Annotated in this window: 24 protein-coding genes; 21 read left to right on the forward strand and 3 right to left on the reverse strand. The window is 46.9% G+C overall.

Annotation, left to right across the window (positions count from 1 at the left end):
* Nucleotides 1-117 precede the first annotated feature (117 nt).
* Nucleotides 118-729: a VTT domain-containing protein gene (locus ABXS70_RS07265; protein ID WP_342551831.1), complete on the reverse strand. Its 612-nt coding sequence runs from the start codon at nucleotides 727-729 to the stop codon at nucleotides 118-120.
* 233 nt (nucleotides 730-962) lie between these two features.
* Here ABXS70_RS07265 and ABXS70_RS07270 point away from each other — a divergent pair, with 233 nt between their 5' ends.
* Both ABXS70_RS07270 and ABXS70_RS07275 read left to right on the forward strand, forming a co-directional pair.
* A complete protein-coding gene (locus tag ABXS70_RS07270; protein WP_342551830.1) occupies nucleotides 963-1,907 on the forward strand; it encodes a Gfo/Idh/MocA family oxidoreductase in 945 nt (314 codons plus the stop codon).
* A gap of 35 nt (nucleotides 1,908-1,942) precedes the next feature.
* On the forward strand, nucleotides 1,943-2,257 hold the full coding sequence (locus tag ABXS70_RS07275; RefSeq protein WP_342551829.1) for a hypothetical protein: 315 nt from the start codon (nucleotides 1,943-1,945) through the stop codon (nucleotides 2,255-2,257).
* Nucleotides 2,258-2,351: 94 nt separating this feature from the next.
* On the opposite strand, the gene ABXS70_RS07280 is transcribed toward ABXS70_RS07275, so the two are convergent.
* Nucleotides 2,352-3,170, reverse strand: a complete 819-nt coding sequence (locus tag ABXS70_RS07280; protein ID WP_342551828.1) for an AraC family transcriptional regulator — start codon at nucleotides 3,168-3,170, stop codon at nucleotides 2,352-2,354.
* A gap of 192 nt (nucleotides 3,171-3,362) precedes the next feature.
* On the opposite strand from ABXS70_RS07280, the gene ABXS70_RS07285 reads away from it, so the two are divergent.
* From ABXS70_RS07285 to ABXS70_RS07315, 7 genes are all read left to right on the forward strand, one after another.
* Nucleotides 3,363-4,475: a Gfo/Idh/MocA family oxidoreductase gene (locus ABXS70_RS07285; RefSeq protein WP_342551827.1), complete on the forward strand. Its 1,113-nt coding sequence runs from the start codon at nucleotides 3,363-3,365 to the stop codon at nucleotides 4,473-4,475.
* Nucleotides 4,476-4,653: 178 nt separating this feature from the next.
* Nucleotides 4,654-5,622, forward strand: coding sequence for a sugar phosphate isomerase/epimerase (locus ABXS70_RS07290; RefSeq protein WP_366295016.1), 969 nt, complete (start codon nucleotides 4,654-4,656; stop codon nucleotides 5,620-5,622).
* Between the two features lie 24 nt (nucleotides 5,623-5,646).
* Nucleotides 5,647-6,375 carry a ThuA domain-containing protein gene (locus tag ABXS70_RS07295; RefSeq protein WP_342551825.1) on the forward strand — a complete coding sequence of 243 codons (729 nt, stop codon included), beginning with the start codon at nucleotides 5,647-5,649 and terminating at the stop codon, nucleotides 6,373-6,375.
* 303 nt (nucleotides 6,376-6,678) lie between these two features.
* Nucleotides 6,679-7,002, forward strand: coding sequence for a helix-turn-helix domain-containing protein (locus ABXS70_RS07300; RefSeq protein ID WP_110895346.1), 324 nt, complete (start codon nucleotides 6,679-6,681; stop codon nucleotides 7,000-7,002).
* A gap of 185 nt (nucleotides 7,003-7,187) precedes the next feature.
* On the forward strand, nucleotides 7,188-7,916 hold the full coding sequence (locus ABXS70_RS07305) for a hypothetical protein (RefSeq protein WP_342551824.1): 729 nt from the start codon (nucleotides 7,188-7,190) through the stop codon (nucleotides 7,914-7,916).
* 191 nt (nucleotides 7,917-8,107) lie between these two features.
* Nucleotides 8,108-8,551, forward strand: a complete 444-nt coding sequence (locus ABXS70_RS07310; RefSeq protein ID WP_366295021.1) for a hypothetical protein — start codon at nucleotides 8,108-8,110, stop codon at nucleotides 8,549-8,551.
* Between the two features lie 107 nt (nucleotides 8,552-8,658).
* Nucleotides 8,659-8,832: a hypothetical protein gene (locus tag ABXS70_RS07315; protein ID WP_366295024.1), complete on the forward strand. Its 174-nt coding sequence runs from the start codon at nucleotides 8,659-8,661 to the stop codon at nucleotides 8,830-8,832.
* 138 nt (nucleotides 8,833-8,970) lie between these two features.
* Here ABXS70_RS07315 and ABXS70_RS07320 read toward each other — a convergent pair whose 3' ends face one another.
* On the reverse strand, nucleotides 8,971-9,687 hold the full coding sequence (locus tag ABXS70_RS07320) for a Crp/Fnr family transcriptional regulator (RefSeq protein ID WP_366295027.1): 717 nt from the start codon (nucleotides 9,685-9,687) through the stop codon (nucleotides 8,971-8,973).
* A 429-nt stretch (nucleotides 9,688-10,116) separates the two neighbouring features.
* On the opposite strand from ABXS70_RS07320, the gene adhE reads away from it, so the two are divergent.
* The 12 genes from adhE to ABXS70_RS07380 all read left to right on the forward strand — a co-directional run bounded on the left by adhE (nucleotide 10,117) and on the right by ABXS70_RS07380 (nucleotide 26,458).
* Entirely contained in the window at nucleotides 10,117-12,729 is a 2,613-nt protein-coding gene (adhE, locus tag ABXS70_RS07325; RefSeq protein ID WP_342551821.1) for a bifunctional acetaldehyde-CoA/alcohol dehydrogenase, read from the forward strand.
* 114 nt (nucleotides 12,730-12,843) lie between these two features.
* Complete coding sequence (locus tag ABXS70_RS07330) at nucleotides 12,844-13,149, forward strand: hypothetical protein (protein ID WP_342551820.1); 306 nt, start codon at nucleotides 12,844-12,846, stop codon at nucleotides 13,147-13,149.
* 300 nt (nucleotides 13,150-13,449) lie between these two features.
* The gene (pflB, locus tag ABXS70_RS07335; protein WP_342551819.1) at nucleotides 13,450-15,708 is read left to right on the forward strand and encodes a formate C-acetyltransferase; all 2,259 of its coding nucleotides are present in this window, start codon (nucleotides 13,450-13,452) and stop codon (nucleotides 15,706-15,708) included.
* 86 nt (nucleotides 15,709-15,794) lie between these two features.
* The gene (pflA, locus tag ABXS70_RS07340; RefSeq protein WP_342551818.1) at nucleotides 15,795-16,547 is read left to right on the forward strand and encodes a pyruvate formate-lyase-activating protein; all 753 of its coding nucleotides are present in this window, start codon (nucleotides 15,795-15,797) and stop codon (nucleotides 16,545-16,547) included.
* A gap of 258 nt (nucleotides 16,548-16,805) precedes the next feature.
* The gene (locus ABXS70_RS07345; RefSeq protein WP_342551817.1) at nucleotides 16,806-19,091 is read left to right on the forward strand and encodes a stalk domain-containing protein; all 2,286 of its coding nucleotides are present in this window, start codon (nucleotides 16,806-16,808) and stop codon (nucleotides 19,089-19,091) included.
* Between the two features lie 307 nt (nucleotides 19,092-19,398).
* Nucleotides 19,399-19,866, forward strand: a complete 468-nt coding sequence (locus ABXS70_RS07350; RefSeq protein WP_342551816.1) for a Fur family transcriptional regulator — start codon at nucleotides 19,399-19,401, stop codon at nucleotides 19,864-19,866.
* Between the two features lie 2 nt (nucleotides 19,867-19,868).
* The gene (gene yidD / locus ABXS70_RS07355) at nucleotides 19,869-20,123 is read left to right on the forward strand and encodes a membrane protein insertion efficiency factor YidD (RefSeq protein WP_342551815.1); all 255 of its coding nucleotides are present in this window, start codon (nucleotides 19,869-19,871) and stop codon (nucleotides 20,121-20,123) included.
* 466 nt (nucleotides 20,124-20,589) lie between these two features.
* Complete coding sequence (gene metG / locus ABXS70_RS07360) at nucleotides 20,590-22,641, forward strand: methionine--tRNA ligase (RefSeq protein WP_366295035.1); 2,052 nt, start codon at nucleotides 20,590-20,592, stop codon at nucleotides 22,639-22,641.
* Between the two features lie 335 nt (nucleotides 22,642-22,976).
* Nucleotides 22,977-23,969, forward strand: coding sequence for a metal ABC transporter substrate-binding protein (locus ABXS70_RS07365; protein ID WP_342556386.1), 993 nt, complete (start codon nucleotides 22,977-22,979; stop codon nucleotides 23,967-23,969).
* A gap of 111 nt (nucleotides 23,970-24,080) precedes the next feature.
* Complete coding sequence (locus ABXS70_RS07370) at nucleotides 24,081-24,839, forward strand: metal ABC transporter ATP-binding protein (RefSeq protein WP_342551813.1); 759 nt, start codon at nucleotides 24,081-24,083, stop codon at nucleotides 24,837-24,839.
* A 50-nt stretch (nucleotides 24,840-24,889) separates the two neighbouring features.
* Nucleotides 24,890-25,693: a metal ABC transporter permease gene (locus tag ABXS70_RS07375; protein WP_342551812.1), complete on the forward strand. Its 804-nt coding sequence runs from the start codon at nucleotides 24,890-24,892 to the stop codon at nucleotides 25,691-25,693.
* Nucleotides 25,694-25,744: 51 nt separating this feature from the next.
* Nucleotides 25,745-26,458, forward strand: a complete 714-nt coding sequence (locus ABXS70_RS07380; protein ID WP_342551811.1) for a cytochrome c biogenesis protein CcdA — start codon at nucleotides 25,745-25,747, stop codon at nucleotides 26,456-26,458.
* Nucleotides 26,459-26,583 lie beyond the last annotated feature (125 nt).

The following is a 26,583-nucleotide window of genomic DNA, read 5'->3' on the forward strand; positions in this document are numbered from 1 at the left end:
TCTATTTGGTTACTCTACATATTGGGCTTACCCTACTATTATATCCCGAATGGTCAAGTCAACCAAGCGGCATCGCGTGAGCAAGCTTGAATGAGAGTTGAGGCTGCGTGGTATTACTTACGCTTTCTTGCGTGACCGGCGGCGGAACAATAAAAAGACGAACGTCATAAGGACCATATAACCAGCGAGTATCGCCAAACTCAGCCAGATTGATGAGCCTGCCTGGGCACCTGCGTATGCAAATACAAAGATGGCAGGCATTTTACCAATCGCCGTTGCTGCCATGAACACCCAGAAGGGTATATATGTGATGCCTGCATAGATGTTAACGGCCATCTGAGGCACAACAGGCAGCAGACGCATCGTCATCACACCCATGAATGGATGTGCCTCCATCCATGTGGTAAAACGGTTCAAGCCGCGAATACGTTCAAGATAGACCCGAGCCTGCTGCCTGAAAATAGTTCTTGCTCCAGCATAAACAAGTATCGCCGCAATCGTTGTGCCGAGCCAGCAAATCCATGCTGCCATGGTCATGCCGTAGCTGTAACCAAACGCAATAATAATAACTTTGTATGGGATGACAGGTACGAGAGCAAACAGCGTCGCCATGGAAAGTAAAAGCGGGATGGACTGATGGCCATCGGCCCATGCCAGCAGTTCATATCTGTAAATAAACGTGACTCCGGCAAGTAAAACATAAACGAGGAGCCATAACCATTTTCGCAAAAGTCAAAACGCTCCTTTCAGTTCAGAACCTTGTGTAATGCTCAGCATAAGCCGGTTCTGCTGTCTTATATAAGTTTACCACGGCAGACCATCTTGTGAACAATGCAGCCTCTGCTGCTGCGGTATACTGGCAAGTTGGAAGCTGAGAGGTTACACTATAGGACGTAGAAAGTCATAGGCCGGGTTATTCAGAAGGCTGACGAATGAATTCAAATGAAGGTGGAATGCTCATCATGGAAACAATCAAGCGTACCCGAATTGCCATCATCGGACTCGGAGGAATCGCACGTAAAGTATATTTGCCGCTTTTATCGGCTCATCCGCATGCCCAGATCGTTGGCATCATGAACCGTTCACCAGAACCGGTGAAGGAGATGCAGCATGCATATCGGATTGAGCGGGGCACAACGGATCTGAAAGAGCTGCTGACCTGGGAACTGGATGCGGTGTTTGTACATACAGCCACGGAAGCGCATTTTGAAATTGTGATGGCTTGTCTCGAGCGTGGATTGGCCGTTTATGTAGACAAGCCATTATCCTATACAATTCGCGAATCTGAAGAAATGACTGCATTCGCAGAAGCACAGGGTCTGCTGCTCGCAGTGGGATTCAACCGCAGATTTGCACCGATGTATCAAAAGGCAAAAGAGTGGATGCAGGCAGGAAGAGGTTATCAATCGCTCACCCTCACAAAGCACCGTACAGAAATTCAGGAGCGCCCGGCCGCCGAGACGATCTATGATGATCTCATTCATATGCTTGATCTGATGTTATGGTACGCAGATAACGATGTGCAGCTGCTGGACCAGTGGCTTCGTCAAGATGATCAGGGTCATTTGCTGCATGCGGCTGGAACAGCGGGGCAGGGAAAGACTGCACTCGCCCGATTTGAAATGATTCGTGCCGCAGGGGCTGACCTAGAGAAAGTGGAGCTGCACGGCGGAGGAAGATCGGTAGAAGTTGTGAATATGGATACCGCCCACTATGCAGAACAGGAGAAACTGGAGACGAAAGAGACCTTTGGAAGCTGGGATATGGTGCTGACACGCAGAGGTTTTGCCGGAGCTGTAGATCATTTCCTTGCTTGCTTGGACACCCCCGATGACTGTCAGATCAGTGCGAGTTATGTTATGGACAGCCATGAGCTTGCGGAGCTGCTGATCAAGAAGATGAATTGAATTAAGAATTACACATAAAGGGGTGCAGATCCATCATGGATGAATATCAAAGGGAACGCAGCAAACAGATTGAGGAAGCCGTTATTGAGTCCTATAAGCAGGAAGAAGAGATGATGATCCTGGTGTTTGCTCAGTGGTGTGTGAATAACGGACTAGACCCGGAGGAGCTGTACCGCCAGGCATATCCGGAGCAGCAGAGTAATGAGCGTTTACAGCAGGTGCAGAAGCTGATTATATCCAAGGAGGAAGCCGGAGATATTCCCGACGACACCGTCCTTGGCGTCCTTTCCATGTTTGGCAACGAGGACCTCGCTATGGTGGTGTCCGAGGCCATCGCCGCGCGCAAATAAGTTTATTGGACGTATACTGCTCCATATCCCAAAATTCAACTGAACAGTGAATGACAAAAAAATACAGCATGGCGTGAACGAAACGACGGCATCGTTACATCTGTTCCCGGTGAATCAGGCGAAATTCTTTCGGTGACATACCGAACCGGGAACGGAATACACGGTGGAAGTATGTATAGTTGTTAAAGCCGGAGGATTCAGCGACCTGCTCCAGCGTCATTGGACTAAATATGATTCGCTCTCTGGCCATGTTAAGCCGCACATCGAGTGTATACTGCATGATGCTTTTGCCAAACGTTTCTTTAAACAAATGCACGCCCCTGGATACGCTGATGCCCAGATGTGCTGCCACATCGTTCAGTTTGAACAGAGAGGAAGCATTCTCCTCGATGTAATTTTTAATTTCGTAAGCGACAAAATTGGTTTTGGTATTCGTCGGATGCTCCGAGAGCAGCCGGTCCACCTCTAGACACAGGATACGCATATAATAACTTGAAATTTCGGGATAAGGATTGGAGAGGCGGCGCTGCTCCAGAATCAGCTGTCTGAACAGGGTTAACAGGCTCTCCGACAATTCAACCTTGATTCGAGTCGGTCGTTTATGGCGTTTCCACCAATCGTCCACCCACGAACCGTTGAAGAAAATATGATAATCTCCGCTCTCCACAAGCCGCTCTCCCATAGGATTGTACTCATTATCAATTCGCAGCTCATAAGGCTCGTCCGGGTCAAAAAGAAGCAGATCCCCTGCGTCAACCATGGACATGGAGCCGTCAATGCGAGCACGACAGCGTCCATCGGTCTGCAGCCGCATCAAATAGTTTTTAACTCCGTCGAGCTGCACCATGGAATAGGGTTTGCGATGGAATGAAAAGCCTGCTGTAAGAACTTGGCAGGTATGATCTGTTGGCATATGTGCACTCCTTAAAATTCGAAAAATTATGACCAGATAGTTCATGTTTTAATCATATTATTCATTTTAATTGAAGCGCAAACAGAATACCATAGACTTAGAGTTGAGCAGTATAAACGATCTAAAGTGATAACAAGCATATTAAACAGAAGAACATAGCTCTTACAGGTACGTAAGGAGATGAACATCATCGTGGAGAAAATGAAAGCAGGCATCATCGGGTGCGGTAACATCAGTGCCATCTACCTGGAGAATCTCAAAACAAACCCTCATATCGAGGTTGTGGCGGTCGCTGACCTGATCCGTGAGCGTGCCCAGGAACGGGCAGATGAATTTAATATCGCAAACGTTTACAATGTAGATGAGTTGTTACAAAATGATGAGATTGAACTTGTGCTGAACCTTACGGTTCCTGGCAGTCATGCCATGACCGATGTGGCTGCTTTGGAAGCTGGCAAACATGTGTATGCGGAGAAACCGCTGGCCATTTCACTGGAAGATGGACGCAAAGTGGTCGAGCTTGCCGAGGAAAAAGGGCTGTATGTTGGCTCCGCACCGGATACATTCCTTGGCTCAGGCATCCAGACTGCGCGTAAAGCGATTGAAGAGGGCTTAATTGGCAAGCCGATCGCAGCAACGTCCTTTTTCATGGGTGGTGGACCGGAGGCATGGCACCCTGATCCCGAGTTTTTCTATGCTGCAGGGGGCGGGCCGATGTTTGACATGGGGCCTTACTATTTGACAGCTCTGATCACGCTGCTGGGTCCGATTCGCCGGATCAGTGCATCCGCAGGCATCCAAATCACGGATCGCAAAATTGGTTCAGGCCCGAAGGAAGGGACGGCACTTCGCATCCAGACGCCAACCCACTTGGCTGGGACGATTGATTTTGCTGAAGGTGCGATCGTAACGATGATTACAAGTTTTGATATCCGCGGAGCTTCAGATCTGCCCCGTATCGAAATCTATGGCACGGAAGGCACACTCAGTGTACCTGATCCCAACTTCTTTAATGGTGAAGTCAAGCTTCGCCGGTATGGTCAAGACACGTGGGAGACGGTTCAGCCCGCATTCGAAAGCGGCCATAACGAGAGAGGGATTGGTGTGGCCGAGATGGTGGAATCCATTCGGGCCGGACGCGAGCATAAGGCAAGCGGCAAACTTGCATATCATGTGTTAGAAGCCATGCATGCTTTTCAGCGTTCTTCTCTTGAAGGCAAGCACATTCATCTGGAGAGCACCTACGACAGCGTTGTAACAACGAATGAAGGTCAATCCGAGAACGAGACAGTTGAATCTCACTAATGGATGATAAAGTCTCCACGAATGTGTGATGAAGTCTCACGTTTGGAGATCCATGAGTGGATACGTTTAATTTTCGGGATAGAATCATGCTTGTTTTTCCACAATAACTAAACAAGCATGAGAACGGAACAGCAAAATACAGCAATCATACACTATTTAATCCAAGGAGGAATTGCACTTGAAACTCGGCGTATTTTTGGTACTATTCGGTGGACGTAAATTAGAGGATGCACTTGATTATGTAGCTTCCAAGGGACTCAAAGCAGTAGAAATCGGAACGGGTGGACACCCGGGGAACGCTCACTGTAAGCCAGATGAACTGTTGAGCAATCCTGCAGCACTCAAAAACTTCAAGAACGCAGTGGAATCACGCGGTCTGACGATCAGCGCTCTGAGCTGTCACGGCAACCCGCTGCATCCGCAAAAAGATATTGCGAAGGAATTTCACGATGATTTCGTAAAATCCGTAGAGCTGGCGGAAAAGCTGGAAGTGCCTGTTGTGAATACATTTTCCGGCTGTCCTGGAGATCACGAAGATGCGAAATATCCAAACTGGCCTGTTGCGCCTTGGCCGAATGATTTTCAGGAAATTTTGAAATGGCAGTGGGAAAACAAAGTGATTCCTTACTGGACCGAGTGGGGTAAATTTGCTGCAGATCGCAACGTAAAAGTAGGTCTGGAGCTGCACGGTGGATTCTCCGTTCATACGCCAGCAACCCTGCTCAGACTGCGTGAAGCAGCAGGCGAAGTGATTGGAGCCAACCTCGACCCGAGTCATATGTGGTGGCAGGGTATTGATCCGGTACAGGCGATCCACATTTTGGGTCGGGAAAACGCGATTCATCACTTCCATGCCAAAGATACAACGATCGATCCGGTAAACGTGAACAAACACGGGGTAACGGATATGCAGGATTATACAAACATGCTGGATCGGGCTTGGCAGTTCCGCTCCGTGGGTTACGGACATGATAACAAAACATGGGCGGACATTATGAGTGCCCTGCGTCTGGTTGGCTATGACTATGTTGTAAGTATCGAACACGAAGACGGTCTGATGTCGGTTGAAGAAGGATTCTCTAAAGCCGTACAAAATCTCCAGCAAGTATTGATCGAGGAACCGCTGGGCGATATGTGGTGGGTTTAGAGCTATACTAGGGGGAAATTAATTATGATTAACGTCACCATTTGGAATGAGTTTGTCCATGAGAGAATACATGATGAAGTAAAGGAAGTTTACCCTGACGGCCTGCACCGTGCGCTTGCTGACGGACTTGGCGGCGAGGGATTTGCGATTCGTACAGCTACACTCGATCAGCCTGAACATGGTTTGAGTGATGAAGTGCTGCACTCTACAGATGTGCTTATATGGTGGGGACATATGGCACATGATCGCGTTAGCGACGAGATTGTACAGAAGGTCACGCAGCGTGTATTGAACGGCATGGGCATGATTGTGCTGCATTCCGGTCATTTTTCAAAGCCTTTCAAGGCGCTGATGGGAACGAGCTGTGATCTCAAGTGGCGTGTAGCAGATGAGCAGGAGATCGTATGGTGTGTCAACCCTTCCCACCCGATTGCGGAAGGCATCGATGCTAAGATTGTACTGGAAAAAGAAGAGATGTACGGCGAATTCTTCGATATTCCAGTACCGGATGAGCTGGTGTTTGTGAGTAACTTCCAAGGCGGTGAAGTATTCCGGAGTGGGTGTACATTCCGCCGCGGAGAAGGTAAAATCTTTTATTTCCGGCCTGGACACGAGACGTATCCGACCTACTATAACCCGGAAATATTGAAAGTGATCAGCAATGCTGTAAAATGGGCGTACCCTGCACACAGCTCCAAGCCGCAATATGGCAAAAGCGAACCTGTAAGACCAATTGGTGGCGTGCTGGTCTGAGCCGCAGCAGCTTTATTCATGGATAAACATCATAATGTAATAAGGTCATACCGGGAACTCTTCTCCAAGTCATCTGACTGTGGTAGAAGGGTTCTTTTTGGGTAATATATGGATATGGGTTGTTACACGATATTTCCCATGGTGACCTGCCATAACGTGTTGTATACTGAAGGTATCTGATTTAGCTGCAAGTTCTGCTTCTCAAATTTGAAGTTTTTTGCGGCAGGCGTTTTCTTTACAGCTCAAATGTGTTATTATGAAATATACTAACAAAACGTAAGTTGAGTGATCTCTAAAGAGGTGATGAAAGTGGAAGACCAAGATCTGCGGATGTGTCCGCGTTTTGAAACGGCGTTTTCTTTTTTAGGCAAGCGCTGGAACGGGTTAATTATCCAAACATTGATGAGTGGGTCAAAACGATTTAAAGACATCTCTAATTTGATTCCGTCCATGAGTGACAAAATGTTATCTGAACGGATGAAAGACTTGGAGAGCGAAGGCATTCTGGTACGTCATGTCTACCCGGAAACACCGGTTCGAATCGAATATGAATTGACCGAGAAGGGCAAGGCACTGCAGCCTGTTATGAATCAGATCCAGGATTGGGCTGAACATTGGGTAGAATAAACCCGGCAGATGCGGTTACCAGGTATAACATAAACTCTTGATTTCCAGTGAAATCAAGAGTTTTTTGTCTTACGGGATCGTTTACGTGATGCTTTTTCCTGCTTCCTGTGCACATGTTGTCATGAGATGTAGTATAATCTATAGAAAATGGCCGCAAACGGCCGGAGCGAAGGAGGCCACTTGTCATGAGAGAAGAAAGCTTATCCCGTGAAATACGCTACGGCAAGCAAGATATTGCAGAACTTGAGAGCGCATCCATTCAGGTTCATCTGATTTATCAGAAAACAGCAGAACTGTTCAAACGCTCGGCAAATTCACATTCGGGTAGTGATAACCCTGCTCAAGCAGAGGATTATTTTGTGAACAGCGCTGGCTCAGAATCGTCTCCGGCGGTGCTGCAGAAGTGGATTCAAGCGCCCAGCGGCTGGAAATGTATCGGCTGTGAGCTGCGGCTGCCAGATCGTGTGTCTCATGTGAAAAAAGAGCTTCACAACGACCGACTGTGCCTTAAAGCCGGTAACGGGAAGCTGGTTCAGATTGAAATGCTGATTCAGGCTGTCGTCTGGTCACAATATGAAAAGATTCGTATGTTCGCACCGTGGCTTGGTGATGAGCCCTTCTATACAGCGGATGAACTGGACGTCATTGCACGATATATTGTGCCAACGTATTTCTCCGATCGCCCGCTGCATGAGCAGGGCAAGCTGTTCAAGGTCCATCAGCCATACGGGCATATTCCTTTGTATCAGGAATACGTGGATGCTCCGTCCTGCTGCGTGCAGGTTGACGGTGCCCTACTTGAAGGGCGTTTGCTTACTGGCGTTTTTGTATCAGACAACCAAACGTTCGGACTCAATCCATATCTGAAGGATGGTGACGGAGGCCGCACCTATATGCAGGCTTTCATTCAATAACGGCCTGGTTAACAGCACGGTTATGCAGCACAGGAGGGTCTGCTTGCAGACTCTCCTTTTTGAATAGGATAAGTTCAAGCTGCAGCAGTACAAAAGTAACGGCTTTGACACTGTTTTTTACTGCAGAATGTGCCATAATAAAGGGTATGGACAACAGGGTGAATGATTTTACGCAGGGTGGTGTTACCTACATGATGAAGAAAATTCCCGGTTACATAGGTCTATGCTTGCTTATTCTCGCCATTTTGACGGGGTGTACCAGAGAGACGCAGCCTTCCGAGCAGCCGGTTGTCTCAGAGAAAGATTCAGCCAATACAATTACTGTTGCCATTGATGGCAGTACTTTTTTACCTGATGCGACGAAGTCCATCAAACGTGATTTCAGTGAAGGGTTAACGCTCAAAAAAGCTTTGCTGAACAGTGGACTGGTTGATTTTACGGCTGATGGCAGCCGCATCCAATCCGTGGGTGAGGTTTCGCTAGACTCCTCTCTAACCTGGGCAGTCAAGCTGAATGGCAAGGATGTTGAACTAGAGAATTGGGATACGGAGCTTCATGCCAAAGATGAAGTGATTATATACGTCAAAGCCGCTGACGGCGGGGCAGCGGTGCCGCTTATCAGACAACCCTGCTGAAAGTAAGTGGCGGCCCGGATAACCCGAATCTGAATCGGCAGTATGCCGGTATTTATGTACAGGAGTGCACGGTTCGTGACGTATTGAAGTCCAGTGGGGTTGTGCGGTTGTCGGAAAACAACAAATTTGTTGTAGCCGTGGAGAATATTACACCTAGGATGAACCAGCGCTGGGTGATTAAGGTGAATGAGAAGGAGTTAATGGAGAACGGATTGGATATGAAATTAAGTCCGCGTGATGCGGTAAAACTTGAACTTGTCAACACGTCCAATGCGTCCTGAAAAATAATAGGAAGCACGAAAAGCCCAATGATGGTTCATTTTATTGGGCTCTTTACGTATCATGAATTCTTTTACAAGTCATATCTTTAAGCGGCCTGAACAGCTCGGCTCGACTCAGCAAAAGGCAGACTGCAGATTTTAGATGCGGCAGATTTCATTCGGACACAGTTCGCAGTGACAGATGCCCTGCAGCATTTTCAGATCTTTGATAACAATCATGCCGTTGTCATATTCAATCGCGTCTTTCTTGCGAAGATCACTAAGCATGCGGTTCACACTTTCACGTGTAGCTCCAATCATATTGGACAGGTCAGTGTGTGTAATTTTTTTATGAATCATCACATGATCCCCATGGAGTTCGCCATAGGAATTAGACAGCCGAATCAAGGTAGAACAGAGCGCCCCTGGTTTGCCGTACAGCATCAAATCCCGAAACTTGGTTTGGGTGAGACGATGGTGAATGCCCATCCACTTCATGAAATCAATCGCAAAGTCACAATGCTGACAAATCAGCATCTCCAGATCCTTATGTTCAAGTACGCCAATCTCGCTGTCCTCCAGGACTTCCGCCGAAAAGCTGTGTCTGGAGCCGAAGAACGGATCAGCCTGACCAATCATGTCTCCCGTCTGGTACATATACATAATCAGTTCCTTGCCCTCGTCCGTTGATTTGGTAATTTGGGCACGTCCCCGTTTCATATAATAAAGTTTGTCAGAGACGTCACCTTCCCAGTACAGATGTGTTCCTTCCGGGTAAGTACGGTCTTTCATCGTGACGAGCAGATGGTTAAAATTTACTTCCGAGAAACAGTTGGTATTTCCGCGCTTTTCCAGTACATTTGTTAGTTCTCCCATACGTTGATCTCCCCTTTGTCTCCCCGGTCAGCTGATCATTACCTGCTTGATGCTTCCGAGGTTCGCCGCAAACTGTGCCATCCTGATCTGGGCATCTCGGCCGTGTGGAGGTACGGTACAAATTGCGGTGGTTCAATTTTTAAGTTCAGTATATACCTAATCTTACCGTTTGAGGGGCATGGAAAGCGTTTAAAAATGGCGAAATTTCAAACATTGTGATTAAATTCACTTTTGGAGGGGAAGCATGAGGCTAAAGGGCTGCTATTTTAAATAGAAAGGGAAATGTCCCTTTCGCGGGGCTCTTAAAAACTTAACTAAAATTTGTCATACTTTGTGAAAAAAATCACATAATATATCTTTTCCCCATGATACGATGTGGATGTAAAGAAGAGAGACAAACCAATACGAACCTTTAGGAGGATGAGGGAGATGGCTGTAAAGAATGAAGTCGCCCCAACAAAAGAACCGACAGCAGGTCAGTATATTCAAACGTTAATTGACAAAGCAAACAAAGCACATGCAGCATTCATGTCCATGGATCAGGAACAAATTGACCGGATTGTGCAGGCTATGGCGCTTGCGGGACTGGATAAACATATGATGCTCGCCAAGATGGCCGTAGAAGAAACAGGACGCGGTGTGTATGAAGATAAAATTATTAAAAATATATTCGCTACAGAGTATGTTTATAACAGCATTAAATACGAAAAAACAGTAGGCGTTATTGAAGACAATGAGTACGACAGCTTCCAGAAAATTGCGGAGCCGGTTGGTATTATCATGGGGATCACGCCTGTAACCAACCCGACATCCACCACGATGTTTAAAGCACTGATTGCGATTAAAACACGTAACCCGATTATCTTTGGTTTCCACCCTTCAGCACAGAAATGCAGCCGCGAGGCAGCCAGAATTCTGCTTGAAGCTGCTGTGAAAAACGGCGCTCCAGCCGACTGTATCCAATGGATTGATGATCCGTCCATGGATCGTACCAACGCACTGATGAATCACAATGACGTGGCTCTCATCCTTGCGACAGGCGGATCAGCCATGGTGCGTGCAGCATACAGCTGTGGTAAACCGGCGCTGGGCGTAGGACCGGGTAACGTACCTTGCTTTATTGAAAAAAGTGCAGATATCAACCAGGCGGTAACGGATTTGATTCTGTCGAAGTCTTTTGACAATGGTATGATCTGTGCTTCCGAACAAGCGGTTATTATTGAAGAACCGATCTTCGATCAAGTGAAAAAGAAAATGATTACGAATGGCTGTTACTTTGTAAACAAAGACGAAGCCGCCAAATTGACGGCAGGTGCGATCAACGCAGAGAAATGTGCAGTTAACCCGACCATTGTAGGTCAGTCCGCTGTGAACATTGCCAAAATGTGCGGCATTGAAGTACCGGCAGGCACTAAAATTCTGGTAGCCGAGATTGAAGGTGTGGGCACCAAATTCCCATTGTCCGCAGAGAAACTGAGTCCGGTGCTGGCATGTTACAAAGTAAAAACCGCAAAAGATGGTATTGAGCGTGCAGCAGAAGTGGTTGCTTTTGGCGGAATGGGTCACTCCTCCGTGATTCACTCGAACAATGAAGAAGTGATCAACCAGTTTGCGGATCGCCTGCAAACCGGACGGATTATCGTGAACTCACCTTCAACACATGGTGCAATCGGAGATATCTACAATACGAATATGCCATCACTGACTCTGGGTTGTGGATCGTACGGACGTAACTCAACATCTTCTAACGTAACGGCTGTAAACTTAATCAACGTGAAAAGGGTGGCTCGTCGTACCGTGAATATGCAGTGGTTCAAAGTGCCGAACAAAGTATACTTCGAAAAAGGGGCAACCCAATACCTTGCCAAAATGCCGGACATTACCCGTGTAGCGATTATTACAGATGCGATGATGGTCAAACTCGGATATGTGGAAAAAGTAGAGCATTATCTGCGTCAACGTCAGACACCGGTTGCGATTGAAGTTTTCTCTGAAGTTGAGCCTGACCCGTCAACAACAACAGTAGATCGCGGTAAAGCAATGATGGAACGCTTCCAGCCGGACTGCATTATCGCGCTCGGCGGCGGATCACCGATGGATGCTGCCAAAGCGATGTGGTTGTTCTATGAGTACCCAGATACCGACTTTAACAACCTGAAACAAAAATTCATGGATATTCGTAAACGGATCTACAAATATCCAAGACTCGGATCGAAAGCAAAATTTGTAGCTATTCCAACAACATCAGGTACAGGTTCTGAAGTTACATCGTTTGCGGTAATTACGGATAAAGAGCACGGCAATACCAAGTATCCGCTGGCTGACTATGAATTGACACCAGACGTAGCGATTGTTGACCCAGAATTCGTATACAGCTTGCCAAGAACCGCAGTAGCCGATACCGGCATGGACGTACTGACTCACGCGATTGAAGCATACGTATCCGTCATGGCGAATGACTATACAGATGGTCTGGCGATTAAAGCGATCCAGCTGGTGTTCCAATACCTGGAACAATCGTCGCTGCAGGGTGATAAACTGGCACGCGAGAAAATGCATAATGCTTCGACGATTGCCGGTATGGCCTTTGCCAACGCGTTCCTGGGCATTAACCACAGTTTGGCGCACAAATGGGGCGGTCAGTACCATACTGCACATGGACGCACCAATGCGATCTTATTGCCGCACGTTATTCGTTACAATGCGAAAAAACCAACGAAATTTGCATCGTTCCCGAAATATTCGCACTTTGTAGCTGATGAACGTTACGCCGAAATTGCACGTATTCTCGGATTGCCGGCACGTACAACCGAAGAAGGCGTAAACAGCTTGATCAAAGCGATTCGCGATCTGAACAAAAAACTGGGCATCGAAGAATCGTTCCAGGAAATCGGATTTGACGCCAAAGACTTCGAATCGCGTGTAGATTACTTGGCTGACCGTGCCTTCGAAGACCAATGTACAACAGCGAATCCAAAACTGCCGCTGGTCACTGAGCTGGCTGATGTATACCGCAACGCTTTCTACGGCAAATTTGAATAAGACGCATAGAGTTGAGGCAATTGATTCAGGGTTCCCCGTATTGGGGAGCCCCCATTGCCGTATCCATGTGGAAAGAGCTAATAAAGAAAAAGGAAAGGGGGTGAGAAAGGAGAGGTGGGCAAGCGGAAATGGCAGAAAAACGGAGGAGCAAAGCGTCCGTTTTTCAGGAACTTCATTCAAGCCCTTAGTTGCTCCAAGCATAGCGGAGCAATGGTTCCCCAAATGGTAGGAACGGAAGAGGGGGTGGCTGTTTGCACAATAGAGGTTCACACGATAACGGAGCGGGCAGAAGAAACGGAAGAAGCAGAGCGTTCGCTTGAAAGCTTTCTGAAAGAAAGCTGCATCGGAAGCATACGCTTATCACCGGATTTTCACTTTGGAAAAGTGAATGGAAAAAATCCGGGGATAACAGCGATCTGAAGTTGTTCTGCCCGCGGAGTGGTTAAGTGTGAACAGCCCTCGTGTCGTGCAATAAGACACCCCCAACTGGAGTGACATACATTGCTTGCTTTGTGACAAAAATCACAGATGATGAAACCAACAGGACGTATACTGAAAATGTAAGAAAAACATTCATTCCGCGGTTCCGGTTCCCCAGTAGAGAGAACGTGTTCCGGCTCATGTGAAACAATTCACATAAATCGCGGCTCTGGACTCACGATGATTTGTTTTTGCAATGATGTGAAGTGTCCAGAAATCCAAATTAGCGGAGGGATTACGATGTCGGTGATCGAAAAAGATGTTAAACAACAAACAGGCTGGAGAAACTTTACCAAAGGAACATGGACAAAAACTGTAGATGTGAATGATTTTCTGGGACATAACCTGTCTCCATACTACGGGGATGAATCTTTCCTCGCAGGTGCTACTCAAAACACAAAAGAACTGTGGGATATTGTATCGGATCTGACCAAAAAAGAACGCGATAATGGTGGCGTGCTTGATGTGGATGTGAATACACCTTCTACAATTACATCCCACCAGCCGGGTTACCTGGATCAGTCCAAAGAGCAGATCGTTGGTGTTCAGACAGACGCTCCATTCAAACGTTCCATTCAGCCATTCGGCGGAATTCGCATGATGATTGATGCATGTGAAGCATACGGCTTCGAAATGCCTCAAGGTGTCATTGATATATTTACAAACATTCGTAAAACGCATAACCAAGGTGTATTTGATGCTTACACTGCCGAGATGCGTGCAGCACGTAAAGCGGGTATTATCACAGGTTTGCCGGATGCTTACGGCCGTGGCCGGATTATCGGTGATTATCGCCGGGTTGCTTTGTACGGTGTAGATTTCCTCATTCGTAACAAAAAAGGCGAACTCAACGCGCTGGAAGTAGACGTCATTGATGAAGATGTCATTCGTCTGCGGGAAGAATTGTCCGAACAGATTCGTGCACTGCAGGAACTGAAACAACTGGGCGAGATGCATGGCTTCGATATTTCTTTGCCAGCAACAACGGCTAAAGAAGCGTTTCAGTGGCTGTACTTCGGTTACCTTGCAGCAATTAAAGAGCAAAACGGTGCAGCGATGTCTCTTGGACGCGTATCTTCTTTCTTGGATATCTACATTGAACGTGACTTGCAAGAAGGCATTCTGACTGAAGAACAGGCTCAAGAACTGGTTGACCACTTTGTGATGAAACTGCGGATTGTTAAATTCCTGCGCACGCCGGATTACAATGAATTGTTCAGCGGTGACCCAACTTGGGTGACCGAGTCCATCGGCGGGATGTCTATGAACGGTGAAACACGCGTAACCAAAAACAGCTTCCGCTTCCTGCACACGCTGCATAACCTGGGACCTGCTCCAGAGCCAAACTTGACTGTACTGTGGTCCACGAAGCTGCCTGAAGCCTTCAAAGATTACTGCAGTAAAGTATCTATTGAAACCAGCTCCATCCAGTATGAGAATGATGATCTGATGCGTCCAATCTATGGCGATGATTACGGTATTGCCTGCTGTGTATCCGCAATGAAAATCGGTAAACAAATGCAGTTCTTCGGAGCGCGTGCCAACTTGGCGAAAGCACTGCTGTATGCGATCAACGGTGGACGTGACGAAAAATCTGGAGCACAGGTTGGACCAGAGTATCCTGCCATCACAAGTGAAGTACTCGATTACAATGAAGTCATGAAACGTTTCAAACCGATGATGGAGTGGCTGGCAAAACTGTACATGAATACTCTTAACGTTATTCACTACATGCATGATAAATACAGCTACGAACGGATTGAAATGGCGCTTCATGATCGTGATATTCTGCGTACAATGGCCTGCGGTATCGCTGGACTCTCGGTCGCAGCTGACTCACTCAGTGCAATTAAATATGCCAAAGTTAAACCGATCCGCAACGAACAGGGCATTGCCGTTGATTTTGAAATCGAAGGTGAATTCCCTTGTTACGGCAACAACGATGACAGTGTTGACAGCATTGCTGTAGAATTGGTAGAAAGCTTCATGGGCATGATTCGCAAGCACAAAGCATACCGCAATGCGATGCCAACACAATCCGTACTGACGATTACTTCCAACGTAGTTTATGGTAAGAAAACAGGAACCACACCAGATGGACGTAAAGCAGGCGAGCCGTTTGCACCAGGGGCAAACCCAATGCATGGTCGGGACAAAAAAGGTGCACTGGCATCCCTCGGATCTGTAGCTAAACTGCCGTATGAACACAGCCTTGACGGTATTTCCAACACCTTCTCCATCGTGCCTAAAGCACTGGGTAAAGAAGATGCAGTTCGGAAATCCAATCTGACAGCGATGATGGATGGATATTTCGGTCAAAATGCGCATCACTTAAACGTAAACGTATTTGATCGTCAGCAGCTGATCGATGCGATGGACCACCCGGAACAATATCCGCAATTAACTATACGGGTGTCGGGTTACGCAGTTAACTTTATTAAACTGACACGTGAGCAGCAGCTGGATGTCATTAACCGTACATTCCACGGTTCAATGTAACTCACTTTTCTGTAATCCAGAGAGGGATTTCGAATCATCATAAAAAGCAGGCGCATAGCGGATGCGAATAGAAAGGAAGAGGCAGCATGGTTAACGGACATATTCATTCACTCGAAACTTTCGGGACGGTTGACGGCCCCGGCATCCGCTTCGTGCTTTTTATGCAAGGATGCCTGCTCAAATGTCAGTACTGTCACAACCCTGACACTTGGGCACTGGACGGCGGTAAAGAGATGACACTGGAGGAGGTACTGGCTGAAATCCAGCCGTACCTGTCTTACTACCGAAGCTCTGGTGGCGGACTCACTATCTCTGGCGGTGAGCCTACGCTGCAGGCCCATTTTGTCGCAGAAGTATTCAAGGAAGTAAAACGCCGCTGGGGACTTCACACTACGCTGGACAGCAACGGCTTCAATGAACCGGATCGCATTCATGACTTACTTGATCATACAGACTTAGTATTACTCGATCTAAAGCATATTGATGACGAGAAACACATCAAGCTGACGGGGAAATCCAATGAACGTACGTTAAAGACAGCAAGATGGTTATCTGACAATGGGCGAAAAATGTGGATCAGACATGTCTATGTACCTGGTATTCATGATCAGGAAGAAGATTTGTTGAATCTTGGCCGCTTTATCGGTACGCTGAACGGGGTGGAGAAATTTGAAATTCTTCCTTATCATCAAATGGGAATTTACAAATGGGAGGCGCTGGGTAAAGTTTATCCGCTGGATGGTGTTCCTTCACCAACCGAAGAAGAAGTTGAACGAGCATATCGCTTGATTGAGCAGGGGCGTACGGATACAGCAGACTTGACTTGTTCAGGAAAATAAATATATCTATTGTAACCAAGCAGCTTTTACGAACTTGTTTCGTGAGGGCTGCTTTTAACTTTTAACCTGCTGTACCTCTGTAAAACCATGCAGCATGTTCATATTAACAGATAACTATTTTCATAGTTTTTCACTTCTATTAAAAGTTTACAATTCTGTTTCATTTTTTTTAGCAACTTTTCCCGTTTCTTAGCGTCTAATCATATGACTTTTAGAGGGGATATTAATAATGGGAGCAGAAGGAGCCAAAGACTAAGAATGAATTTGAAGAAGAAATTATCCATACTTACCGCTTTTGCTGTGTTTCAAGCCTTTGCAGTAATTCCTGCAAACGCTCAAGCAGCCGAATCAAGCGAACAAACGCCAGTGAATACTGCAAAAGTAAAATCGGTTGAGGTTGTGAAGAAAGAACAGCCGATCGCCGAGTCGGAAGTAAAATCAGGAACGGCGAGCGAGTCAGCTAACACTTCATCCAGCAGCACACAACCCGTCAATAATGAAAACACGATAGAGACGAAGCCTGAAACAACAGCTCCTTCTGGAACAGAAGCTGTACCGGTTGACCCAGAGGCTGGTACAGACGAAGAACAGGGAACAGGTGAAGCGACAACACCACCGGTACCTGTTGAAGTGGAGCAGCCAGCAGCAGGCGCTGCATCCGCAGGAGGAAAATCGGGCGGAGACCTGACACTGTACATGAACAGCAATAAAATGGTTCAGGATGGAAAAACGTATTTGGCTGGACAGCCTATGGCAGTAAAAAATGGTGTGTCTAATGTAGCTATCCGTGCTCTGGTAGACCGGGTTGGCTACACTGTAAAATATGATAATACGACGAAAGAAACCATTATCATCAGCGGTTCGGATGAACTTCGCTTCAAAACCAACAGCAAGGTGTACACCGTCAATGGGGAATCAAGAACGATGAAAGGTCCTGCATACCAGGAAAAAAATACGTTCATGATTCCACTGACTTCCATCACACAAGCGTTGAACATCACGTATACTGTCAATCAGTCTGCCAAAACAGTTGTGCTGAAGCTCAATACGAAGCCGGTAGCCAGCTTCACCGTGCAAAAAGAAGTTTTTGCAGGGGACCCGGTAACCTACACAACAAAGAGCAGCTCACCTAGCGGCCTCCCGATTGTGGATGAGCGCTGGACAGGACGTGAGGATGCCTTTGAACAACCAGGCGTTTATACAGTAACCTATTCCGTTCAGGATTCGAGCGGTCAGTGGAGTGACCCATATACGCTCACCATCAAAGTAGAGCAGCCTAACCTTCCACCGGTAGCGATGTTTACAACGGACAAAGAAGAATACAAAATGGGTGAAAAAATCACTTATATTGATCAGAGTACAGATGATGAGAATGCGATTGAAAAAAGAGAGTGGGATAATAATGCCCTGGCATTCTTCGTACCAGGACCAAAGACTGTATCCCTTACTGTTACAGATAAACATGGTTTGAGTAATACGATCACCAAAACCATTATAATTACAAATGAGACGTTATACACGCAGTCCGATTTCAATCAATTGTTTACACCTGTAGGCGACAAGTTTGTGTTTAACGGCGGTGAAGTGCCTGCTATGGAGAAATTGGCATTTACGTATTCAGACGAGCCAAGCTTGCTCATCCGCAGCAACAGCCCTGAAACCGTTAACCAGGAAGGTATCGTTTATAAGGAATCATCCATTGGACAGACACGTTTCATGATTCACCATGTCAACAATACGGGAAAAAGAGTGAAAATGTATGTAATTGCAACAAATAACAATGAATATACAGCTGTATTCGAACAGCAAAATATGGGCTTTGCTGGACCAACGCCATTTGCTACCGTAGCAGGTAAATTGTCCATTGATAAATGGTTCAAATCCATGCAGATTGGAGCAGATCAGAAGAAAGTATACATCCAACCTGGAGAAAGCAAACTGATTTTGACGGAACTGAACGCTACTCCGATGAAAGAAGGACAGGTTATCTCTCTGTACTCGGACGCTTTCAGTGACTACACCCTTGACTATAACATTGTCATGATTGAAGAAAACAAGGACCCGATGGCGGTATTGTCCACACTTCCTGTTCTGGATCGTGACGGAGTTCATAACCGTGGTACGTATCCTAATGCCACTCGTATCATCACGTACGATCAGGAAGTTGGTAAGAAGCCTGCACGTCTTCCATTAGGAGATAATGGAAGTGATCCGAATCTCGACGGTACTGATCCGATGGCCTTCACAATTGCTTCTAATGCGGGCAACTTCGGTGTACTATACAAAATTACCCTGAACAACGTTGCTCCGCGGACGCTGATTTCGTTTAATCCTCGTGGAGGTAAATATTATGGTTCAGCACTGGTGAATGGTCAACTGGTACAGCTCTCCAATGACAGCAGATCCCTGAGTGCACCGAATGAACAAGGTGTTCTATACCGTACAGGCACTTACGGTGAGAGTGTGACGATTGTTTTCTCTGCTGCACCAGGAAGCAACTTGCCGGTTAACCTTCTGTTTACACCGCTTCCGGCTGAGAAGTAATACTTTAACGAATCAAACATGTACGGTTTGGAGTGAAAGCTTATATTATATATACCCGTTCACCCCAAAAGTCACCTGAAAGACACCATCTTCTGAACCGTCAAGAGAGGACTCCATGAAAATGGGGTCCTTTCTCATTTAAATACAATGTGTAAACGCTTGGGCTGAGTAAGCCTGCGTTGACTCTGATCTTCATTTCATGCATTATTAGAGGTATACTAATAGCGCGGAAGCACCAGCTTTTGCCGAAAGATGGTCGCATGATGAACAATGCAAAAGGCTTGTATGACAGGAGGTGCTTTAAATCATGCTGTCAACGGAAGAAATTATAACTACCATGTCCTCACAGGGGCTTCGTATAACCGATCAGCGCAAAACACTTGCGCGGTTATTTGCCGAATCTCCAGGGTATCTTACACCTAAGGACGTCTACGAATATATGGGTAAGACTTACAGCGGATTAAGCTTTGATACGGTATACCGCAACTTGCGGGTAATGCAGGAATTGGGCGTACTGGAGCAGGTTATCTTTGAAGATGGTGTTAAATTCAAAGCTCACTGCAGCGAAGACCATCATCATCATCACATGATCTGCCTGAAGTGCCAGAAGACATACCCCATCGTTTTTTGTCCGATGCAGCTTGCTGATGCTCCTGAGCAGTTTCAGGTCGTGGATCACAAGTTTGAGGTGTTCGGATACTGTAAAGATTGTGCTGAACATGCTCCAGCCAAGAAGGCTGCTGCACATCATGCGCACAGTCACGGGAAGAACTGAAGATGAAGCTTTCGCGAAAAATCATGCAGGCTCCTATTCGGGTGTACCGCAATTACATTTCGCCGTTGAAGCCGCCAACATGCCGTTTTTATCCTACATGCTCGGCGTATGCGATGGAGGCTATTGAAGTCCATGGTGCACTTAAAGGCTCTTATCTGGCTGCCAAACGCATTGCGAAATGCCATCCGTTTCATCCAGGCGGTGTAGATCTGGTGCCGCCCAAGTCTGAAAATAATATGGTCGTTCCGGAACAGTAACGGAACGGGACGAGCTGGAAGTTATGCAGCTGCTCTATAAGGTACAGGTAACCCGGAGTAAAGAAGCGAGGCTCTGTTCGGCACTGTACTTGACAACAAGGGCAGTATTTCAGTATATTTTTGGTATATGATTTTCCAGTGAAGGGATAAGTACAGACACACCCCCAGTGCAGAGAGCCGGATTAGCTGAGAACCGGTCTGGGAGGAGGATGGAAGATGGTCCCGGAGGAACCTCTTTCGAGCGTGCATACAGCATCTAGTCGCTGTTGTCGTAAGACTGAGGCGTGATCCAGCGTTAATGGGCGGTCGAAGGACCGGAAGAGCCTGTGTTTTGCGAAAAATGCGGGGAATTTGGGTGGTAACACGTGAGAGATACTCTCGTCCCATAGGGGCGGGGGTTTTTTTGTGTTCATTTGCAGAAGAAGAACATGTACCCATTCGCACATTTTAAGCCATTTCACACCATTTGAAGGAGGAGAAGTCATTCATGACGGATCAAAAAACATTTTATTTGACGACACCGATTTATTATCCAAGCGACAAGCTGCATATCGGGCACGCGTATACAACGGTAGCGGGAGATGCCATGTCTCGTTACAAACGTCTGCGCGGATATGAGGTACGTTATCTGACAGGGACTGACGAACATGGTCAGAAGATTGAACGCAAAGCTCAGGAGAAAGGTTTGTCTCCACAAGCCTTTGTTGACGAGATTGTTGCAGGGATCAAAGACCTGTGGAACAAGCTGGACATCTCCAATGATGATTTCATTCGGACAACCGACGAGCGTCACAAAACAGTTGTACAGGAAATCTTTGATCGTTTGCTGAAGCAGGGGGATATTTACAAGGGCGAGTACGAAGGCTGGTACAGCATCCCGGATGAAACCTATTACACTGAAACACAGCTGGTGGATGTAGAAAAGAATGAACAAGGCGAGATTATCGCGGCTAAAAGCCCAGATAGCGGCCATCCGGTGGAACTGGTCAAAGAAGAATCATACTTCCTGCGCATGAGTAAATACGCTGACCGTCTGCTGCAGTACTATGAAGAGAATCCAGGTTTTATTCAGCCGGAATCTCGCAAAAACGAAATGATTAACAACTTTATCAAGCCAGGTCTTGAAGATTTGGCGGTATCGCGAACTACATTCGAATGGGGTGTCAAGGTTAAAGGCGACCCAAAACATGTCGTGTACGTGTGGATTGATGCACTGTCCAACTACATTACAGCACTTGGCTACGGTTCTTCCGATGCTTCACTGTACGACAAGTTCTGGCCGGCGGATGTTCATCTAGTAGGAAAAGAGATTGTTCGTTTCCATACGATCTACTGGCCAATCATGCTGATGGCACTGGATCTTCCGCTGCCGAAAAAAGTGTTCGCACACGGCTGGCTGCTCATGAAAGACGGCAAAATGTCCAAGTCCAAGGGAAACGTAGTGGACCCGGTAACTCTGATCGATCGTTATGGTCTGGATTCTCTCCGGTATTATTTACTGCGTGAAGTACCGTTTGGTTCGGACGGGACATTCACACCGGAAAGCTTTGTAGAGCGTGTAAATTCCGATCTGGCTAACGACTTGGGCAATCTGCTGAACCGTACTGTGGCAATGGTGGATAAATACTTCGAAGGTAAAGCTCCTGCTTTTGCTGCCAATGTGACGGAGTTTGATGCTTCGCTTGAAGAAGCGGGCCATGCAACGGTGGAAAAAGTGGAGCAGGCGATGGAAAACTTGCAGTTCTCTGTAGCGCTAACGGCCATTAGCCAATTTGTCAGCCGCAGCAACAAATATATCGACGAGACTCAACCATGGGCTCTGGCTCGCGATGAAGCCAAGCGTGATGAGCTGGCATCTGTGATGTCCCACTTGATCGAAAGTCTGCGCATTGCTTCTATTCTGCTGCAGCCGTTCTTGACTCGTGCGCCGCGCAAAATCTGGGAGCAGCTGGGTATTCAGGAAGGGGAACTTACGGCTTGGGATGCAGCGAAGCAGTGGGGAATGATTCCTGAGGGAAATGCGCTGCATAAAGGCGATCCGATCTTCCCGCGTCTCGATGTGGAGCAGGAAATCGCTTATATCTCTGAAGCGATGACAGGTGGGCAAAAGGCGGCACAGTCTGATGCGGGCCAGACAGAAGCAGTGTCCGCAGCTCCTGCAGCAGCTGAACCTGTAAGTGCACCTGAAGGCACAGAAGAGATCGGTATTGACGATTTTGCCAAAGTTGAACTGCGCGTTGCTCAAGTCATCGCTTGTGAGCCGGTGAAAAAGGCAGATAAGCTGCTCAAGCTGCAGCTGGATCTTGGTTATGAGCAGCGTCAGGTGGTATCAGGGATCGCGAAGTTTTATACGCCAGAAGAGATGGTTGGACGTAAAGTCATCTGTGTGACAAATCTCAAGCCCGTGAAGCTGCGCGGTGAACTGTCCCAAGGTATGATTTTGGCCGCCTCTCACGGAGATCAGCTTACACTTGCATCTGTACCGGACGGCATGCCGAACGGCGCACAGGTGAAATAAACAATGTAATGCACAAGAAGACAAATGAACAAAGGTGATCAATCGTACGGAGATTGTCACAAATTCGATACAAGGGTGGTCCGAAGTGATTCGGACTGCTTTTTTATGCTCCAAAACAGGATTGCTGTCAAGAGAACAAGCATATACTGTTATGAACTCCAGTCATCAGGAAAGAATAGTAGAGTGTGAGTCTTGACAAGTCAGAACATGTTACCTATAATTCTTTCAGTAATGATTACGATTAAGTGATGTGGAGTGAATTATATATGACATTCATTAAAAAGGAAAGACAGGTCCGATTGGATCGATCCGGCCAACCTGGCAAACGAAATACAATGAAGCTGCTTTGGAGCAGTCTGCTTATACTTAGTTTGCTGGTATTATCCGCATGTGGACAGAACAGCGACAATGCAGCCAAAATTGTGGAAGGCAAAGTTAATGTGGTAACGACATTTTACCCGGTATACGCATTCACTGCGGCGATTGGCGGAGAAGATGCCAATGTTATCAATCTACTGCCTACAGGAGTAGAACCGCATGACTGGACGCCGAAGAGTCAAGACATTGTGAATACATCCAAGGCACAGCTTTTCCTGTACAATGGGGCAGGTCTGGAAGGATGGGTACCGAACTTTCTGAAGTCGCTGAACAGTGATTCAAAGGTGAAATCAGTGGCAGTCAGTGAGGGCGTCAAGCTGCTCACAGCAGAAGGGGACGATGGCCATGGGCATGGAGAAGAGCATGCGGATGAACATGCCGACGATCATGCAGACGAGAGCGGCAGTGATGCGCAGGCAGCTGACCATCATATTGATCCTCATACATGGGTTAGCCCCAAATCAGCGATGATTATGGCGGAGAATATAAAGAAGAGCCTGGTGGAAGTTGACCCTGCACACAAAGCAGGTTATGAGCAGCGTTACGAAGAGCTTCGCACCAAGCTCGAGGCACTTGATCAGCGTTTCACGAGTGAATTGGCATCCGTACCCAACAAAGAAATTGTGGTGTCACACCAAGCGTTCGGGTACCTTGCACGTGACTATGGTTTGAAGCAGCATTCCATCATGGGGCTTTCCCCAGATGCAGAACCGACAGGGCAGGACATTGTTAAACTGTCTAAACTGGTAAAAGATGAAGGCATCAAGTACATTTTCTTCGAAGAGCTTGTGTCGGATAAATTAGCCAAGACCCTTGCCAGTGAAGCAGGAGTTGAAACGATGGTGTTAAACCCGGTGGAGGGTTTGACACAGGAACAGGTGAACAATAAAGATGATTATTTCACCCTGATGCAGAAAAATTTGCAAAATCTGCTGATCGCATTAAAATAAGAAGAATGAAGGTTAACCTCCAGAAGTCTTTGCTGTTCCGTCAGCGAAGACTTTTGGAATGTTAAGCAGGATGTTTACGTATTTTTATTTATTATGAAGGGCGGCTTTGCCATGCAGCAAATCATGCCATTATGTCATGATCCGATTATCGAGATCGAGAATTTGTCTTTTTCCTACGGGGACCAGCGGGTGATTGAAAATCTCAATTTTATGGTTCAGCAGCGGGATTTTGTAGGTATTATCGGTTCAAACGGAGCGGGAAAAACTACACTGCTTCGTATGCTGGTAGGACTGCTGCCTCCTGCACAGGGAGACATCAAGCTGTTTGGACAGTCGATTCGCAAATTCAAGGATTGGAACCGGATCGGGTACGTACCGCAAAAAAACGCATTTAACCCGCTGTTTCCAGCGACCGTTCGTGAAGTTGTCATGTCCGGATTATATAACAACAAAAATATGTTTCGCCGGATTTCACGTCAAGGGCAGCAGCAGTGCATCGATGCGATGCAGGTGATGCGGATTGAGGATATTGCGAACAAACGCATTGGACAACTGTCCGGTGGCCAGCAGCAGCGTGTTTTTTTGGCTCGTGCCCTGATTAATCACCCGGATCTATTGATTCTTGATGAACCCACCGTTGGAATTGACGCGGAGTCACAAGCCAGTTTTTTTGAACTGATCACCCACATGCATGAACATCATCGCATGACATTCCTGATGGTGTCTCATGATATGGATCGTATGGAGAGTTATTTGGGCGCTGAAGCTGCCCTCACGAATGGCAAGATTCATTTCCATGTGCGTCATTCACATGAGATAGAGGATTGTGCAGAGACTAACCTGCAGCATACTACCGCGCAGGTACGCTAGTTATGTTTGTGGGCCATTAGATTAACCAGGCCGAAGGAGTCGTGTTTGTTTTGGAAATATTATGGAGTGATTTTTTTCAGCGTGCACTTGCAGGTGGGCTGCTCATCGGCATTACCGCTCCGCTGATCGGACTTTTTCTTGTGCTGCGGAGATTGTCGATGATCGGAGATACCTTGTCCCATGTAACAATCGCAGGAGTAGCGCTTGGTTTTCTGATTGAAGTGTACCCGATCGGTGTAGGTTTGATTTTTGCGGTACTCGCGTCTTTTGCCATTGAAAAGCTTCGTAAGGCATATAAAAGCTATGCGGAATTGTCCATTGCTATTATTATGTCCGGTGGTGTAGCGCTAGCTTCCCTGTTTTTTACGTTGGGGAAAGGATATAACGCGGATGTTATGAGTTATTTGTTCGGCAGCATCTACACGCTGGACGCAGCGGATCTGAAACTGGTCGGAATCGTGACATTAATTGTTGTGATTGTAGTTGCCTTTTTACATAAGGAGTTTTTCCTGCTCAGTTTTGAGGAAGATGCAGCTGCGGTGACCGGACTGCCTGTCAAAATGCTGAACATGTTAATCACGGTGATGACAGCACTGGTAATCAGTACGGCAATCAAGATCGTGGGTGCTCTGCTCGTATCCGCATTACTAACCATTCCTGTAGCTGTCAGCCTGCTTATGGCTCGAAGCTTCAAATCGGCCATTATCCTGTCCGTCGTGATTGGAGAGATTGCCGTCGTGCTTGGATTGGTTACAGCAGGAATTTGGAATTTGGCGCCGGGAGCGACGATTGTACTGCTGCTGATCACGATGCTGATTCTAACGATGATTGCCAAAAAAGGGTTCCGAGCCTGATGTTCTAACGATTAACGAGCAAGTGAGCACAAGGAAGGGAGACATTGCTTCATGCCTGATGTTAATGTATGGCTGGCTTTCGCTGCCGGCCTCGCTTCTTTTATATCACCATGCTGTCTTCCGCTGTATCCTTCATACCTTTCATATATCACGGGAATGACCGTGCAGCAGTTGAAGGATGATCGTAATCAGCGCGAAGTACGCTTCAAGACGTTAACGCATACACTGGCGTTTATTCTCGGCTTCTCTGCTGTATTCTATTCGCTTGGTCTCGGTGCCGGGTTATTCGGACAGTTTTTCAATGATAATCGTGATTTGATACGTCAGTTATCGGCGATTTTGATTATGCTTATGGGCTTGTTTTTGCTTGGTATTTTCAAACCGCAGTTTTTGATGAGAGAGCGAAAGCTGGACATGAAATGGAAACCAGCCGGGTATCTAGGTTCTTTTATATTTGGAATTGGCTTCTCGGCAGGCTGGTCGCCTTGTATCGGACCTATTCTGACTGCCATTATTGCAATGGCGGCCAGCGAGCCCGCAGCATGGCTGACATTGATCACGGGTTACACGGTAGGATTTGCTTTGCCTTTCTTCGTGCTGGCCTTCTTCATTGGTTCCACACGCTGGATTTTGCGATATTCTAATATCATGATGAAGATTGGTGGAGCCTTAATGCTGCTAATGGGCATCCTGCTGTTCACCGATCAGATGACCAAAATCACCATTTGGCTGCAGCAAATTACACCGCAGTGGATGATCATCTAACGTATATCATGCCTTTATAACTATCAGTTTTCCACGATGAATGACCAATCAAATGAAAAGCAGGCTGCATAAACCAGAATAATTCTGGAATATGCGACCTGCTTTTTAATCTGGACGTGCAGCGA

Source organism: Paenibacillus sp. AN1007, from assembly GCF_040702995.1.
Lineage (GTDB): Bacteria > Bacillota > Bacilli > Paenibacillales > Paenibacillaceae > Paenibacillus.